This is a genomic window from Enterocloster clostridioformis (assembly GCF_020297485.1).
Lineage (GTDB): Bacteria > Bacillota > Clostridia > Lachnospirales > Lachnospiraceae > Enterocloster > Enterocloster clostridioformis.
Genome location: NZ_JAIWZC010000001.1, coordinates 4,109,940 through 4,125,020, shown reverse-complemented (window position 1 = coordinate 4,125,020; position 15,081 = coordinate 4,109,940). Strand labels below are relative to the sequence as shown.

The following is a 15,081-nucleotide window of genomic DNA, read 5'->3' as shown; positions in this document are numbered from 1 at the left end:
TCCGTGACTGCGAATGTTTTATCGCCACTTTCACGTCCGTGAGACCTCCCCGGGTACTCACACGTTCTTTCCCACTTATACCTGCCCCGTTTACTGCTGGCGTTCCGTGCAGTTATTGGACTTTAGTTTGTTAGGCAACCTCATCCACGCTTCACAGCCTATCCGGACAACTTTTACAGGCCAGTGGTTTGCCTCCGGCTTCCTTCAGACCCCACCTCACGATGACGCCCTTGCCATTGGCTGCACCCTTCCCACTGCCGGGCGGGTCAGGGACTTTCACCCGTTAGAACGTGCGCCCGCCGGGCGCACCTAAAAGGGCTTCCGTCAGCTGATGCTTTGCCGGAGGCCCTTCTTATGGAGGTAGGACTATGTCTATATGACTGTCATTTCCAAAACGGAACCAATGAGATAGTCAAAGGGCCATTATCTAGCCCTTAACCGCACCAGAGGTAAGACCTCGCACAAACTGTTTCTGCATACATAGATACAGTATGATCATTGGAAGGGATGCAATGGTGATGCCTGCAAGCATTACCACATAATCTGATCTCATATCGCCTTTAAACGTCATCAAACCGATAGGAATGGTCATAATACTCTTACTCTCCAGGAACACATTGGCAAACAGAAACTCGTTCCACACGAAATTCAGGTTCACAATGGCGCAGGATGCAAAAATCGGCTTGCTGATAGGGACTATAATTTTTCTGAATATCTGAAAGCTGTTGTAGCCGTCAATGACTGCCGCTTCCTCCAGTTCCTTTGGTATACACATAAAATAAGCACGCATCAGAAATACAGTAAATGGTATCCTGAATGCCACATACGGCAGGATAACCGCCCAATACGTATTATACAGGTGTGCGGCCTGAAGTATCTTATACAGAGGAACCAGTGCCACCTGCTCCGAGAGGGCCATGCCCCCTAATGTAATCAGGAATATCAGATTTCCGAATCTGCTGTTGAATCTGGTTATGCCATAGGCCAGCAGGGAGCTTAGAAACAGAATGGATATAAGGGAAATGGAGCTTACAATGACAGAATTTCCAAAGTACTTGTAAAGTCCTTTATTCCATGCCGATATATAGTTGGCAAACTGTACCTTCGCAGGCAGCGCCAGAGAATCGGTAAACAGTTCCACATTGGTCTTCAGCGAATTCATAATCAGCCAGGCTGCCGGCAGTATAATCACAAGCACCAACAGTATGAAGAATATATTCAAAAGTACGGTTACTGCTGTTCGTTTCTTCATATGCCGCTCCTTTCTACACTTCGCCAGACCTGGTGATCTTCATCTGAATCAGTGACAGCACCATGGTTATCATAAATATAAATACACCGGTTACAGCCGCCATTCCCAAGTCGTCGTGAAGGAATGCGTTCTGATAAAGGAACACCCCCAATACCTGCGTACTGTTTCCTGGCCCTCCTCCCGTGGTGGAATATACCTCGGTAAACAACTTGAACGCTCCAATTACCGTAATGACTGAGCATACCAGAAGCTGCTCCTTTGCAAGAGGCAGTACGATATGGAGCGCGCGTTTTACAGGCCCCGCGCCATCAATAGACGCTGCCTCAATATAATCATTGGGCACATTCTGTATGGCCACTACCATGAGAAGAGTGATATATCCGGTAAACTGCCACTGACTCATGGCTATGATACAGTATATGGCAATCTTGGAATCCCCCAGCCATGAACGAGCCATATCCCCGTGTCCTATAGCTCTCAAAAATGAGTTCAGCATGCCCAGGTCCGGCTGATATATGAAGGTAAACAGAATACCTACTGCTGTCAGTGAAATCAGGGCCGGTATATAATATATATTCCTGTACACATTACGGAACCGTCCTGTAGCCTTACTCTCAAGAAGAAGCGCAAGCAATGTTCCGAAACCCACCTGAACGACGAGGGAAATAATACAGTACAGTCCGTTGTTCTTCAGCATGATAGGGAGGGTATCCTTAGTAAAAAAACGGATGTAATTACTGATACCCACAAATTTTGCCGAAGATGAGTAGGATGACAAGCTGAAAAAGCTGTATACAATATTCGTTATGACCGGTATGTATACAAATACAAGTACCATAATAAGACCGGGAATCATATACAAATATGGAGTGAATTTCTTCGTTCTCATAGCTTTTACCTACTTTCTTATGTTGCAGGGGGATGTTTCCACATCCCCCTATAGATTACTCTGACTTGGTCTGCCCGGATACAAGACTCTGGGCTTCTTTAGCGACTTTCTGTACTCTTGCCATTGCCTCCGCAGGTGTAATATCTCCATTTGTAAGGTCGGAAGCTGCTGTGAGATATTCATCACATGTTGTTGAATAAAGAGCGTTGTCAAACCATGGTCCCATGATTTTGGCTTCATTTACAACCTTATAGCCGTCCAGCAGTTTCGTATCATTGACTCCTTCTGTCACATTTTTTGATGCGTTGAACCAGCCGATGGTCTGTGCCTGCTCCCTGCCTACTTCCGGTCCCAAGAACCATTTCAGGAACTCGATACATTCGTCCGGATACTGTGTTTTGGACGAAACCACAAATCCTTCCGGAACGCCGGTTAATATATCAGGATTGCCTGGACCTTCCACTACAGGAAATTTGAACATACCGTAATCCAGGTCGGCGTTCAGGTCTGTAATATATGGAATCTCAATGAGTTCTGCATAGTACATTGCTGACTTGCCCATTGCAAAATTGGTTCTGGCCATGTCTGCTGCTGTACCATTCACTGCATCGTTGCAATAAGGAATCAGCTGCTGATAGCATTTTAATGCTTCTTCATAACCAGGATCGGTGAACTCTCCCTGGGCAGGATCAAAATCTTTCTCTCTCACCTCATCGCTTACAAGCATCTGGTTCAAGCTGCCAATATAGTGCGCTGCCGGCCACTTTTCCTGGTTTCCATAAGATATGGGAGTGATACCGGCCGCTTTCAGCTTATCACACACTTCAATGAGCTCATTCCATGTAGCCGGTGCCTTCAGGCCGTTCTGTTCAAATATTTGTGTATTGTAGAAGAAAAGCTTGCAGTCAAGTCTGAATGGAATACCGTATGTAACACCGTCCTTCGTATAGTTTACCAGCTGGGACTCCATGAGAGAATCCTTCCACTCCTTATCTGCTTCAAGGTACGGGGTAAGATCCATAATCAGGTTTTCTCTTAAAAACCGTTCCGAAAACTCGCCGCACCAGCTAAAGAAAATATCAGGAGCATCATTACCGCCAACCACTACCTTAATTTTTTCTTTGTATGGATCATTCTGGGCACTCTCAACTACGATGTCGATATCGGGACGCGCCTCCGCATACTCAGCAATCTTGCTTTCGATAAAGCCATTGAACGGCTCATCAGGAAACCTGTGGAAAAACTTTATGGTTTTTCTCTCTCCTGGTGTCTGAGCAGCCTGAGCAACACCTGTGTCAGCTCCTGCCTCCGACGAAGCCGGCGCGTCCTTCTTGCTGTCACCGCCGCTGGGGGTAAATCCCGCACAAGCTGTAAGTGACATTGCCATGGTTCCTGCCAACAGGGCAGCCGCCGCTTTCTTAACAAACTTTCTCATAATAAACTCCTTTCGCCTCTTCATAATACTTTTTGTATAATGCTTTACTCATCCTGAAACACTTTGCCAAATCCGAATGATCCATCCTTCTGGCAGTTGCCTGCCGAGTAAACGGCTGCGCGGTACAGACTGGTTCTGACTGCCAAATCCTGATAGTCTGCAGCTGTCACTGTTCCTCTGGCTCCCGATGCTGCCGGGAAGTCCCTGGAGTCCTTCATGGCATCCACATAATTTATCAGGAAACAGGTAATGAAGGAATCTCCCGCTCCCATGGTATCCACCGCCTCTACCAAACATGGGGACTGTTCGTAGAGACGCCCGTCTACCATTACCAGCGCTCCCTTGGACCCCCTGGTAGCAATAACAATATGTCTGCATCCGAATTTCCGAATCAGAGCCATCTTTTTCTCAATCTCATTTCTGGGCATATCGCCGCAGGAGATACTGGCACAGTCAATATATGGCGCGCATTGTCTCAAATACTCCTTGTCTGCACTGTCCGAAAAATCCATGGATACAAAGGATGATGCCTGACGGATTAACGGAAGTTCATCTTCCACATAACTGAAGATACTGGTATGTACAATGTCATAGCCGGCTATATAAGCCCTGTCCATTCCAGTCAGCTCCAGAGGATGTTCCTTTGATACCCCGCCTTTGTTGGAGCCGATGAACACCCGGTCCCCGTCGTCCAGACGCACCTTAGCGTATCCGTTCTCTCCCGGATAAAAACGGCAGTGGGAGAGATCCAGCCCAAGACCACGGATCGTATCATATACATGGGCGGCAGCCTCATCATCTCCGAACACTCCCAGATAGCCGGCTTCAATTCCGAACATCTTTGCATAGACTGCAAAATTCAATGCGTTTCCGCCGGGGTACATGGTACGGATATGCATATACTTATCCACCACGTTATCGCCCAATCCCAGTACTCTTAACATGTCCTCACCTCTTTGTCAATGTGTTTTAATTATCATGTAATCATTATATGACGTTATGTATATTTTGTAAACATAAAATGTGGCCGCAATCTGATTTTCGTATAATTTTCACATCTATCTCATGCCGTTTTTGTGCCTTTTGCCAAAAAAGCGAATTCCAGTTGCCTATACGCAGGGAATCCGCTTTATTAGTATATTTGCCGCTCGCTGTTTACATCAAATCAACACGTCATATAACCTCTTAACACTTTGTAAAACAGAGAATGTAGGGTCCACTCTGTATCTTCCATCTGTTATCTCCAGGGACAGGCCCCTTTCCTCAATCTGTTTCCTGACACGGCACACATCTGTGTACGTCATATCTTCCAAATGAAAATGTGGAGCTGCTCTCCACAGCTCCACATGCTCTACGCCAGCCCTGGCAGCGTCATCTAAGAATTTCTCCAGTGGATAATAGCCATATTGGATATTCATTACCGTCACCTGGGATTTACTGATTGTTATCACTCTCTGTCCGCCTTTTCTCAAGCATTAACCATGACCGTCATTTTATAGCGGTCCGGATTAATCACACTTTTACAGTTGTGGACAGGATTTCCCTCCCGATCATAGCTGACATCCTTCACATAGAGCAGGGGTTTGTCAAGATCCACGCCCAAATACTTGTGTTCAATCTCATTGGCCTGGCATATTCCAATCCTCTTAATGCCATTCTCCATAATTGTCCCATTCTCCGCCAATATCTGATAGAGGGATCCTGTGAGATCATGGCCCAAAAGGTATGCGAAACGGGCCGGAAAATGATTTTCCTCCAGCATAACGGGAATCCCGTCACAGGTTCGCACCCGCACAATCCTAATGATTTTCTCATGCTCCTGAATCTTCAGTTCCTCTGCGTCCACCATGGTGGCCTCTGCCAGTTCCGCAGACACCAACTGTGCCCCGGCCGTGTTTCCCTCCGCCAGACAGCTCTGAGTAAATCCCATGAAACCATTGATATTGCGGCAAAGCTTTTTCTGCGACACAAAGGTTCCTATGCCCTGGCGCTTTACCAGTATCTCCTCCTCCACCAATAATTCCACGGCTTTACGCACTGTTATCCTGCTGACGTCATACTCCCTGCTCAGCTCTATCTCAGTAGGTATCCTGTCATTTTCTTTTAATTCTCCGTTGAGTATCTGATTCTGGATTACCTCCATCAGCTGCTGATACAAAGGGACGCTTGATTCCTTGTTCAGTTTTCCCATGATTCCGCCTCCATTGATTATGTCTGTATCATTATTATACGATACATGACCATACATAGCTTAAGTATACCATTGGGAAAGTATTCGCGCAACCGTTTCAAACATCCCTTTTCTCCTTGATTTCAATGCATCTTTGGAACTGCCGGCATGCTTTCCGAAGGACCTGGTATGTTTAGTAATCCAGTCTCCTATAATATCTCCTGATGGCCAAAGGATGCCGTCTGTTATGCTCCAGATGGGTGGATACCCTCTGGAAGGCAGAACGCATGATGATTGGGCAGAGCATTCCCCTGAACTCATCGCTAATCCCCTTAAGCTCAAAATCCTTGCTGTCAAACACAGTCACCTTAGCGCTGATCTTGTGGACAAAATTTTCCACCCTGTCCATAAGCGGACGTGTCTTATCCTCACCCTTGATTAAAATTACAGAGGTATCCTTGTCAATAACCTCCAATGTCCCGTGGAAGAAATTAGAGGCCGATATGGGTCTTGTACGCATCCACTGCATCTCTTCCATGATACACATACCATAGCAGACAGCCCAGTCCTCCAGATTGCCGGAACCAACCAGATACTGAATAGGTTCATCCTGATATGCTTTCGCGTATTCCGCCGCTTTGACATCTGCCTTCTTATAAATCTCCACCACATTTTCAGGCATATTCTTAAGCTCCTCAAAAAACTTCCCGTACCGTGGGAACTGGCCTGCATGATACATGAAGCGCAGGGTCACGGTGTACCAGAAATAGTATCCGCCGCCTGTGGTGGTTATGAGATAATCTGATTTTTCATAGAGCGGACTGCCTTCCTTCTCCACATACCCTATAACCGTTGCTCCGATTTCATGGGTCTTATCCACCGCAGCCACCACTTCCTTCGTATCACCGGAAATACTCTCAATGACTACCACCGAATCTTTGGAAAAATGGGGATTGTCCACCACACAGAAGTCCGCTGCGTTTTCGATGAACAGCGGAATGGTAGAACCTTCTTCCCTTACTATGTGGGCCATCTGGTTGGCATAAAGCACGGTTCCCCCAATTCCGATGTAGAAAATATTTTTATATCCTCTCCTCACTACCTCATCTACTGCTTTCTCTGTTGCTCCCACAATGCCGAGTCCGTTTTTGTGCTCCTGCAGAACCTTTGCCTCATCAAAATTAAACATAACAGCTCCTCCTTGACGTCATATATTGTTATGTATAACATATCATAACATTATGCAAAATACAAGATGAATTTGCTCATTATGCGTAAAATAATATTTCAACAGGGCATAAAAACATCCCCGCCTGGACATCAAAAAAAGAGCTGCCCGTCCGGACACGTCATCACATGACCCGCCGGAACAAAAACAGCTCTCTTATTTCAAACCTACTCTAACGCAAACATCCCCATAGCATTCAGCACATCCTGCTCCATCGCATCCACTGCCGCATTAGCCAAATCATGGAAATATTTGACTTCCTTCTCCTCCAGCAGTTTCTTCACTGCCTTCACGCCCGCGTTAGACATGTAGGAGAAATAGTTGATTTTACGGATACCGCAGCGGATCGCCCTCTGGGTATCCGCCGCGCTGATGCCGGATCCCCCGTGCATTACCAGCGGAAGCCCTGTCAATTCCTTAATTTTCACAATCCGGTCAAAATCCAGCTTTGGCTTGGTGGCATAGAATCCGTGGACGGTTCCCACCGATGCAGCCAGGGCGTCTATTCCCGTATCCTTTACATATCTGGCCGCCAGCTCAGGGTCCGTATAAGCGTCGCTCACATCGTTGATGGCAAAGATTTTTCCCTCATGGCCTGTGACAATGCCAATCTCAGCCTCCACGTCCGCATTGCAGGCCTTTGCCATGACCACTACTTCCCTGGTCATAGCCACATTTTCCTCGTAAGCAAGGGATGAGCCATCATACATAACAGCGGAAAAGCCTAAATCCAGGGCTTTTCTCACATAGTCCAGGTCCTCGCCGTGGTCCAGCATGACGCAGACAGGAACCCTGGCCTCCTTCGCCATACGCACCATGATGGGGCCGATGATATGAATAGGCATCTCGCACTCGTGAAGCTGTGCGTGCTGGATAATAACTGGTTCCTCACGTTTCTCTGCCGCCCGTATGACCGCCATAAGAATTTCCAGATTCGGCGTGTCAAAGGCGCCTATACAGCATTGCTTCTCTTGCGCATACCGCAGAACATGGTTCATATTTACTAACATCCGGCATTCTCCTTACTTTTCCTCATAGAGTTCAACGATAGCATCATCCCAGATTACAAATGCCAGGCGCACGCCAGGGCCGCAGTCAGCCGGCCCGAATATGATTCTCTGAGCCTGGGCGGCATAGTGGTCCAGATCGTCCACCTTGTAAGCCACATGGGGCTGCTTGGAGAGAATCTCCGGGAAGGGCGTCCCCTCCTCGAATTTCAGGTACTCTATCTTAAAATCATAGTCATCCACATTGCTTACCCAGAACTTCATGTCCTCGTTATATGTCATGCCCTCTTTTTTGTTCAGGACCGGGATTCCTATATGCATATATTCTGTCGCCATGACCGATATCCTCCTCATCTTTCTCTCAAACTGATTTTTCCTTGTGCCATCAGAACGTTCTTAAACACCCTCTTATTTCTTCATATACGGCGTATTGCACGGCGCGTTCCAGTAGTGCAGAAGCTCATCGTCCATCTTTGCCATGAACATCTGGAAGCCGGCCTGCTCCTGTACGGTAAGAAGCTCTCCCACATAATTGGCCACAATCTCGACGTTCTTCTCCTTCAGGCAGGATACGCACCTGCGGTAAATGATGAACAGCTCCATCAGTGTAGTGGCGCCGGTTCCGTTGAGAATCAGCATGATTTTCTCGCCTTCCTTGATATCCAGGTCAGCCAGAAGGCCGTCCAGCATGATCTTAGCTGTTTCATCGGCTGACTTCATGGTCTGGCGTCCGCCGCCCCCTTCTCCATGCTGTCCCATGCCGATTTCCATTTCATCCTCGCCCAAGTCGGCAAGCAGGCTTCCTGTTGCGGGATGGGTCGCTCCAGATACGGCTACGGCCAGGGTAGCCATGTTATCTGCAAACCGCCGCGCAATGGCAGCCACTTCCTCCAGGCTCTTTCCCTCGGCAGCCGCTGCTCCCGCTATCTTATAGGTGGGAATACATCCCACCAGTCCCCTCCTGTCGTCGGCGTTGGAGCGGGGCGCATTGGCGATATCCTCCTGGGTCACTACTTTGATGACATTTAATCCTTCCTTTGCGCATTTCTTCATGGTCAGGTTGCCGGTAAGCATGTCGCCTGCATGGTTTAAGACTATGTAGAGAACGCCCTTGCCCTTGTCTGCCAGCTTTATGGCGTCCAGGCAGGCCTGCGGTCCGGGAGCCGCGAAGACATCTCCCACCACGGAGATATCCACCATTCCCTCTCCCACAAATCCGCTGATAGCCGGCTCATGGCCGGATCCGCCCTGGGTCACAATGGTAACCCTGTCGGCTTCAGCCAGCTTATTGTTAATGATCATGCGGTTTTCGCCCAGGGTCACCAGCTCCTTGTGCGCCTCGGCAAAGCCTTCTAACAGCTCAGGCGTCAGATTCTCAGGATTGTTTATAAATTTCTTCATCTTCATAATTTTTACCTCTCCCATTTTATTTTATTGACCGCATCCGTATGCCGTCTACTTCCGTATGCCGTCTACTTTCGTATGCCGTCTACTTCAGTCCGTCGCAAAGTCCCGCAAAAAACAGGGATGTGCTCACTGCCCCCGCGTCCGGGGTGCCGATGGTCTTCTCCTTATAGCTTCTGGCCCTGCCATACTTGGACACATACTGCTCGCTTTCCTTTGCGCCCTTGGCCGCTGCCTCCTTCGCAGCCTCCAGGACAGCCATCACATCGTCTTCTGCGCTTTGAGCCGCTTCCACAGCAGGAATCAGGGCGTCCATCATAGTCTTATCCCCCACGCCCGCGTTGGTGATGTCTTCCATGGCCGACAAGCATTCCGTAAACATTTCCTTCAGAGTCCCTGCATCAATGGGCTTATTTCCTTCCAGGGGACCTGACAGTCCTCCTATCATGGTTCCGTATAATGGACCTGCGCTTCCGCCTCCGATTTCCATGGTATTATCTCCCAGGTCCTCCAAAAAAGTCTCCACGTCATCATCATCCCAGCCATCAAGGCTCTTCTCAATCAGACCGGCAATCTTGCCAATGGCGACGCCGTGGTCCCCGTCACCGAATCTGGAATCAATCTCGCTGAGATAATCCTTGTTCTCATTCCAGACCTGGGCAGCTTTTCTGAGCATCTTTGTAATTTCCGCTTTTGAAAGTAACATATGTAACCTCCTCTCATGCATTTTCCCAAAATTATCCATGATTTTAGATTAACATTTGTTAGTTTATTTGTCAATTATTCATCGTGCCTTTCTCTGTTTTTTGCCCTAATGCACAAAAAATGCGCAGTTTCTTTAGCAAACCGCGCATTTATGGTTACGTATGTAACCTATGTTTCATTGGCCCGCACTGTGCAATCATACATTCTCATTGTACAATCATCAGCTCTTGCCGCGCACCAGGTCTGACCTCACATGTCCCGGCCTTTTTATCGCTCTTCATCCCCGCTCATCATTCCAGCGCTTCCCTGACCACATGCTCCGGTGCAATAAAATGTTTCAGGTAACCGGTCTTTAAGGCTCCCCGGAATGCCTTTGGGCTGGTATTGGCAGAACAGATACCCACCACATGCCTAGTCCCGGACAGAAGCTCCAGTGGAATCTGAATGGCGTAATCCGTATCTGACCGGATAATATGCCCCTGGCTGTCCATAAAGTAGTTTAGGATGCGTCCCACTGCCTTCTGCCGTATAAGCTGGTCTCCATATCTGGCCTCCGACGCAAAATCCGGTACAGAAGGAAAATTCCCGATATTGACCAGCGCCACATCCAGTTTTTCCCAGACATGATATATCTCGTGGTAGCTGTCCAGCTCCCTGGTCAGTTTCAGCTCCTGCTCAGAAAGCACGCAGGCCGGTGAATAGATAAATCTGGGCTGGGCCCCGCTGTGCTCCGCAATGGAACGAACCAGCTCATTGGAGTGGTAATTTTTAAGTCCCACACCGCCGTTTCCTATGAGCGGGCAGACAAATGTTCCTATGGGAACCAGCGTCTCCCTCTGTTCCATATGCTTTACCACATCACCGATAATGTGGCCCCATCCAATGCCCAGGCCGGTGCCTCCCAGCCCTGACAGATAAGAGATGGCCGCCTCTGCCACAGCCTCATTGGTGGTCTGATCATTTGGTCCGTCGGGCACAGCCACACCGTCATAAATCCCGAAACAGCGTCCCACCAGTTCCATGAGGGACAGCGCACCGCCGGACTCCTCCTGCGGTGCGCTTATCCGTATAGTGACGATTCCCTTATCCCGCGCCTCCTTCAAAAGCTTGCTGACCATGGGGCGGGATATACCGTATTGGTCCGCAATCTCACTCTGGGTCCTGTCCTGCTCGTAATACATTCTGGCCACATCGACCAGACGCTCTGTTTTCTTATCCATACTGCCTCTTATTCATATCGCTGGTGCCGCTTTGGCATGTCACAGAAGCGTATACTCCAGCATCTCATACGCCAGCCCGCTGCCCTCATTGATATCAGCAGGCAGAAGATCCCTGGCCACGCATTTCTCATCGTCATCCGGAACATCCACGCGTTTCAGATAAGCATAATCCCCGTCAATCCGTTCCACTCTGTAATCCACACGTTCAAACATGGCTGCATTCCACCTCCGCTTCCCTACTTACGGCCGCAGCACTGGCGGTAACGCTTGCCGCTGCCGCAGGGACAGGGCGCATCCGGGTCAATGCGGGCTGTCTTGGCATCCAGCTCCACCCGGTTATAACCACAGTTTCCAACCGTCCTGGTTTCCTTCCATACCTGTTCCATGATTTCATCGAATCCGTTCATCTTTTCCTGGGAATCCAGGTTCAGTCCAAAATGCTCCATGATGTCTTCCACTGCTTTCGGCGTTGTCCCCAGCCTTACGTGATGATGGATGGAGGAAGCTGCCTCCCGAGCAGTCTCCTCATCGCAGCCAACCATGGCCAGGAAAAATGCCTTCAGCGGGCGGATATGCTTCTTAAGCTCCACTGCTCCGGTTCTGGCAATCTCCTTCACCTGCAGGGCGGAAGGTATATAAAACTCCTTGCCCTTCTGATAATTCAATACATCTTTATAGGCATCTGCCTGAATCAGATTCCAGTCAATAAACCGGCCGTCCCAATAAGCAAAGTCTGTCCAGACACCTTTCATCTCACGGCAAAGGCGGGTGATTTCCCCTGCATCCGCCTCGCAGCCAACTGCCCTGCAGATTGTCTCCACCTGCCCCGCGTCAGCGGCGCCGTAAAGGTAAACCGCTGCCTTGCAACAAGCCCATACCTGGCTGCGGTAATGACGATCAGACCGGAATTTCTCTGTATTCATCTCATCATATGCCTTTGCCACATCTGCGGGAACAACTGCTGTACCCAGGCTGGTAAACCCGCAGTAACCGCCATAGTGCAGGAAGTTCAGAGCTTCCAGGTCTCCCTGGTATTCTATACCTCCGGCTGCTGCGGCCTTCTCAAACTCTGCTGTGGTCTCATCGCTTAAGGTGCCGAAGAACCGCCCCATGCGCTGGGAATCCAGCAGGGCGGCGGCCAGAGCCGGAGCCAGCTTATTCTTACCCAGCTCATCGCATCCCCCAATATGATGAACCTTGGCAATGCGCAGCAGCTCAGTCTTATCAAATCTGGAAAATAATTCCTCCAGAGTATGGATTACCCTTGGAGCCGGCTTTTGTGTTTCCGGCTTTTCAGCATCCTGGATACCGGTTTTCTGTTTGCCGGCGGCATGTTCCTGTACCGCAGGTTCCCGGACCGCATCCTCCTGGGCGTTTTCCGCTCTGCCTTGTCCAAATGCCGGATGTGCCTTTAGATTGGCGTTTACTTCATCCAGGTCATACTCTCCCATTCCCTGCTGGCAGGCCCATTCCTCCATCAAGTCATGGTCCTCAGCCTCAGGGTCATCCAGCTTATCCAACAGGTCATAGTAACCGCCTATACCGCCGCAGTCCTCCGGAATATTGTCTCCCTTATACTTTAACACCTGGGGATAGCTGTATTCATACTCCACTTCCTTCTCCATAAGAATCTGGTGTTCCCATGTATCCCCGAAGTCGTAGGTATATATAAAACGAGGGTTCTCTGTTATTAGAGTTCCAATCTGTGTGCCTTCCTCCAGCACATCGCAGCCGCAGGATTCCGCCAGATCGTCTTCCTCCCACGTTTCCCTTATAAGCAGCCCCGGTTTCTTAAACTCAAACTTGTGCAAATGGTAATCACACCAGCCAAAGGCCCCCTGAATCACCTGATGGAGCTGGCAAAATGTAAACTGCTCCGGCACCACCACGCGTCTCCATATAGGCGGTTTACTGCCTTTTATGGTAATTTTCAACTGATAACCTTTCATAAGGCCCTCCTTCGAATTTCAAATATTTGTATAAGCAGGCATCCCGCGCCGTAACAGGCTATATCCTTCCAGTCAAAGACAGAACCCAGGATAATCCTGGCCGCGGCGTTCCCCTGCAGCCCCAGTATCTCTGCCAGACGGAAATACTGCATCACCTCCACACAAACCGCAAAGAGAAACACATATAACGGCAGCCGCTTCATTCCCACTGGTACGAACACCCTGACAAAACAGTACACCAGTACCACCACCAGCATGTCCCCTATATAAGGTCTAATGATGCGATCATGAACATACAGGGCGATAATTAACTCAATTATAAAAACAATGATACTTGCGGCCAGATATCCCCACCTGGCCCTGTATTTTCTCCCGCTATCCATCGGGCCTCCCTTTGGCCGTCTACCGTATACCATTGAGTTCCTGATACATATCCTTGGCAAATGTATCTGTCATGCCGCAGATATAATCCGTCACCAGCAGCAAACGAAGATACAGCCGTTCCGCATCATCCCTGTCCCGGGCGCACATGGAATATATCATCTTATAATTATCAGATATAAGGGAAACCAGCTTTTTCTGCACCTGGGTCATGGGCAGATCCGTATCGTAGGGAATCACAGCGTCCACAAACCGGTCCAAAAGAAAGTCAAATATTGTCTGGGCCGCTATCTCCAGCTTCAGGATGGGTCTGGTGCTGAACGCATACCGCAAGGCAATATCCCCCAGTGCTTCCATCAGCAGTTCCACATCCGTACCCGCAAAAAGGTCGCTGGTATAGGTACCTTCCATAATAGATTCATAGTTGCCGGCAAAACATTCCGTAACGCCCGAAATCATCTGGCCCTGGACGCTGATAATCCAGTTCTGCACCGCATACTGGTCCGGTCTGTCATATCCCTTTCCCACGGCCTTTCCATACTTTTCCTCCAGCCATGATACAATCTGGATATAGTGGTTTGTCTGGCTGCCGGCCTTATACGCTTTTAACTCAGCCAAAAGGCGTTCATAAGAAATGCAGCCCTTCTTGACCGCGTCCTCGATGTCTGCCGTCTTATAGGCAATGTCATCTGCTGCTTCTAATATGAATGCCAACGGATGTCTTTTTCCCAATGTGCCGGTTGACACCTGCACATCCTGGAAATTCTCCCTGTCGCCATGGAAATATCCCATCTTCTTGGTTCGGATATCGCCGCTGTCCTTATCAATCTCCAGGGAAGATACCGGATACTTGATAATAGTTCCCAAGAGAGCTTTTGTCAAGTTCATGCCATGCTCATCCACCAGAAAATGAAGCCTTGTCACCACCCTGAACGCCTGGGTATTTCCCTCAAAATGACAAAAATCTTGCACCATCTGGGGCTCCAGAATTTCCGCAAGGGTTCTCCCTCTAAACGTAAGCCTCTCCAGGTTCTTCTTAAACCAGTCCTGAATAGCTGTCTCACCAAAGTGGCCAAAGGGAGGATTCCCGATATCGTGAATCAATCCGGCGCACTGAAGAATGTCACATACCGCCGCCTTATGTTCTGGCGTAAAAGTTTCATCCTTGATAATAGTGCGGATGCTCTCTGATATATTCTGTCCCAGTGATTTGGCCAGGGATGAAACCTCCAGAGAATGAGTCAGCCTGGTACGGATGAAATCACTCCTGTCCAGCGGAAACACCTGGGTTTTATCCTGGAGGCGCCGAAAGGATGCACTGCCGATAATCCGGTGATAATCTTTCTCAAACTCTGTCCGCAGGTCCGTGGAGGACTGTTTCTTGTAGCTGCGGATGCGGTCGTCGCAAAGCAGTGTCTGCCAATCCATACATACCTCCTTA

General features: G+C 49.0%; 17 protein-coding genes. 1 reads left to right on the top strand and 16 read right to left on the bottom strand.

Annotation, left to right across the window (positions count from 1 at the left end):
- Positions 1–127 precede the first annotated feature (127 nt).
- Positions 128–313 carry a hypothetical protein gene (locus tag LA360_RS20730; protein ID WP_146774919.1) on the top strand — a complete coding sequence of 62 codons (186 nt, stop codon included), beginning with the start codon at positions 128–130 and terminating at the stop codon, positions 311–313.
- Between the two features lie 114 nt (positions 314–427).
- Here LA360_RS20730 and LA360_RS20725 read toward each other — a convergent pair whose 3' ends face one another.
- The 16 genes from LA360_RS20725 to LA360_RS20650 all read right to left on the bottom strand — a co-directional run bounded on the left by LA360_RS20725 (position 428) and on the right by LA360_RS20650 (position 15,068).
- Complete coding sequence (locus LA360_RS20725; RefSeq protein WP_089774627.1) at positions 428–1,252, bottom strand: carbohydrate ABC transporter permease; 825 nt, start codon at positions 1,250–1,252, stop codon at positions 428–430.
- A gap of 13 nt (positions 1,253–1,265) precedes the next feature.
- A complete protein-coding gene (locus tag LA360_RS20720) occupies positions 1,266–2,141 on the bottom strand; it encodes a carbohydrate ABC transporter permease (protein WP_022202402.1) in 876 nt (291 codons plus the stop codon).
- Between the two features lie 55 nt (positions 2,142–2,196).
- The gene (locus LA360_RS20715; RefSeq protein ID WP_022202401.1) at positions 2,197–3,576 is read right to left on the bottom strand and encodes an ABC transporter substrate-binding protein; all 1,380 of its coding nucleotides are present in this window, start codon (positions 3,574–3,576) and stop codon (positions 2,197–2,199) included.
- Between the two features lie 44 nt (positions 3,577–3,620).
- On the bottom strand, positions 3,621–4,520 hold the full coding sequence (locus LA360_RS20710) for a PfkB family carbohydrate kinase (RefSeq protein ID WP_022202400.1): 900 nt from the start codon (positions 4,518–4,520) through the stop codon (positions 3,621–3,623).
- A gap of 216 nt (positions 4,521–4,736) precedes the next feature.
- Positions 4,737–5,027: a hypothetical protein gene (locus LA360_RS20705; RefSeq protein WP_225537638.1), complete on the bottom strand. Its 291-nt coding sequence runs from the start codon at positions 5,025–5,027 to the stop codon at positions 4,737–4,739.
- Positions 5,028–5,044: 17 nt separating this feature from the next.
- The gene (locus LA360_RS20700; RefSeq protein WP_022202398.1) at positions 5,045–5,767 is read right to left on the bottom strand and encodes a GntR family transcriptional regulator; all 723 of its coding nucleotides are present in this window, start codon (positions 5,765–5,767) and stop codon (positions 5,045–5,047) included.
- Positions 5,768–5,939: 172 nt separating this feature from the next.
- Positions 5,940–6,935, bottom strand: a complete 996-nt coding sequence (locus LA360_RS20695; RefSeq protein WP_022202397.1) for an SIS domain-containing protein — start codon at positions 6,933–6,935, stop codon at positions 5,940–5,942.
- 206 nt (positions 6,936–7,141) lie between these two features.
- Positions 7,142–7,984 carry a class II fructose-bisphosphate aldolase gene (locus tag LA360_RS20690; protein WP_022202396.1) on the bottom strand — a complete coding sequence of 281 codons (843 nt, stop codon included), beginning with the start codon at positions 7,982–7,984 and terminating at the stop codon, positions 7,142–7,144.
- A gap of 12 nt (positions 7,985–7,996) precedes the next feature.
- The gene (locus tag LA360_RS20685) at positions 7,997–8,317 is read right to left on the bottom strand and encodes a hypothetical protein (protein ID WP_022202395.1); all 321 of its coding nucleotides are present in this window, start codon (positions 8,315–8,317) and stop codon (positions 7,997–7,999) included.
- 72 nt (positions 8,318–8,389) lie between these two features.
- Complete coding sequence (locus LA360_RS20680; protein ID WP_022202394.1) at positions 8,390–9,388, bottom strand: dihydroxyacetone kinase subunit DhaK; 999 nt, start codon at positions 9,386–9,388, stop codon at positions 8,390–8,392.
- An 82-nt stretch (positions 9,389–9,470) separates the two neighbouring features.
- The gene (locus LA360_RS20675) at positions 9,471–10,091 is read right to left on the bottom strand and encodes a DAK2 domain-containing protein (RefSeq protein ID WP_022202393.1); all 621 of its coding nucleotides are present in this window, start codon (positions 10,089–10,091) and stop codon (positions 9,471–9,473) included.
- A 289-nt stretch (positions 10,092–10,380) separates the two neighbouring features.
- A complete protein-coding gene (locus tag LA360_RS20670) occupies positions 10,381–11,310 on the bottom strand; it encodes a sugar-binding domain-containing protein (RefSeq protein ID WP_002585656.1) in 930 nt (309 codons plus the stop codon).
- Between the two features lie 39 nt (positions 11,311–11,349).
- A complete protein-coding gene (locus LA360_RS20665) occupies positions 11,350–11,523 on the bottom strand; it encodes a hypothetical protein (RefSeq protein WP_022202392.1) in 174 nt (57 codons plus the stop codon).
- A 23-nt stretch (positions 11,524–11,546) separates the two neighbouring features.
- Positions 11,547–13,259, bottom strand: coding sequence for an IS1096 element passenger TnpR family protein (locus tag LA360_RS20660; RefSeq protein WP_022202391.1), 1,713 nt, complete (start codon positions 13,257–13,259; stop codon positions 11,547–11,549).
- Complete coding sequence (locus LA360_RS20655; protein WP_166433695.1) at positions 13,256–13,642, bottom strand: ribosomal maturation YjgA family protein; 387 nt, start codon at positions 13,640–13,642, stop codon at positions 13,256–13,258. The genes LA360_RS20660 and LA360_RS20655 overlap by 4 nt, the downstream gene beginning before the upstream one ends.
- 19 nt (positions 13,643–13,661) lie before the next feature.
- A complete protein-coding gene (locus LA360_RS20650; RefSeq protein ID WP_022202389.1) occupies positions 13,662–15,068 on the bottom strand; it encodes a deoxyguanosinetriphosphate triphosphohydrolase in 1,407 nt (468 codons plus the stop codon).
- Between the last annotated feature and the right edge of the window lie 13 nt (positions 15,069–15,081).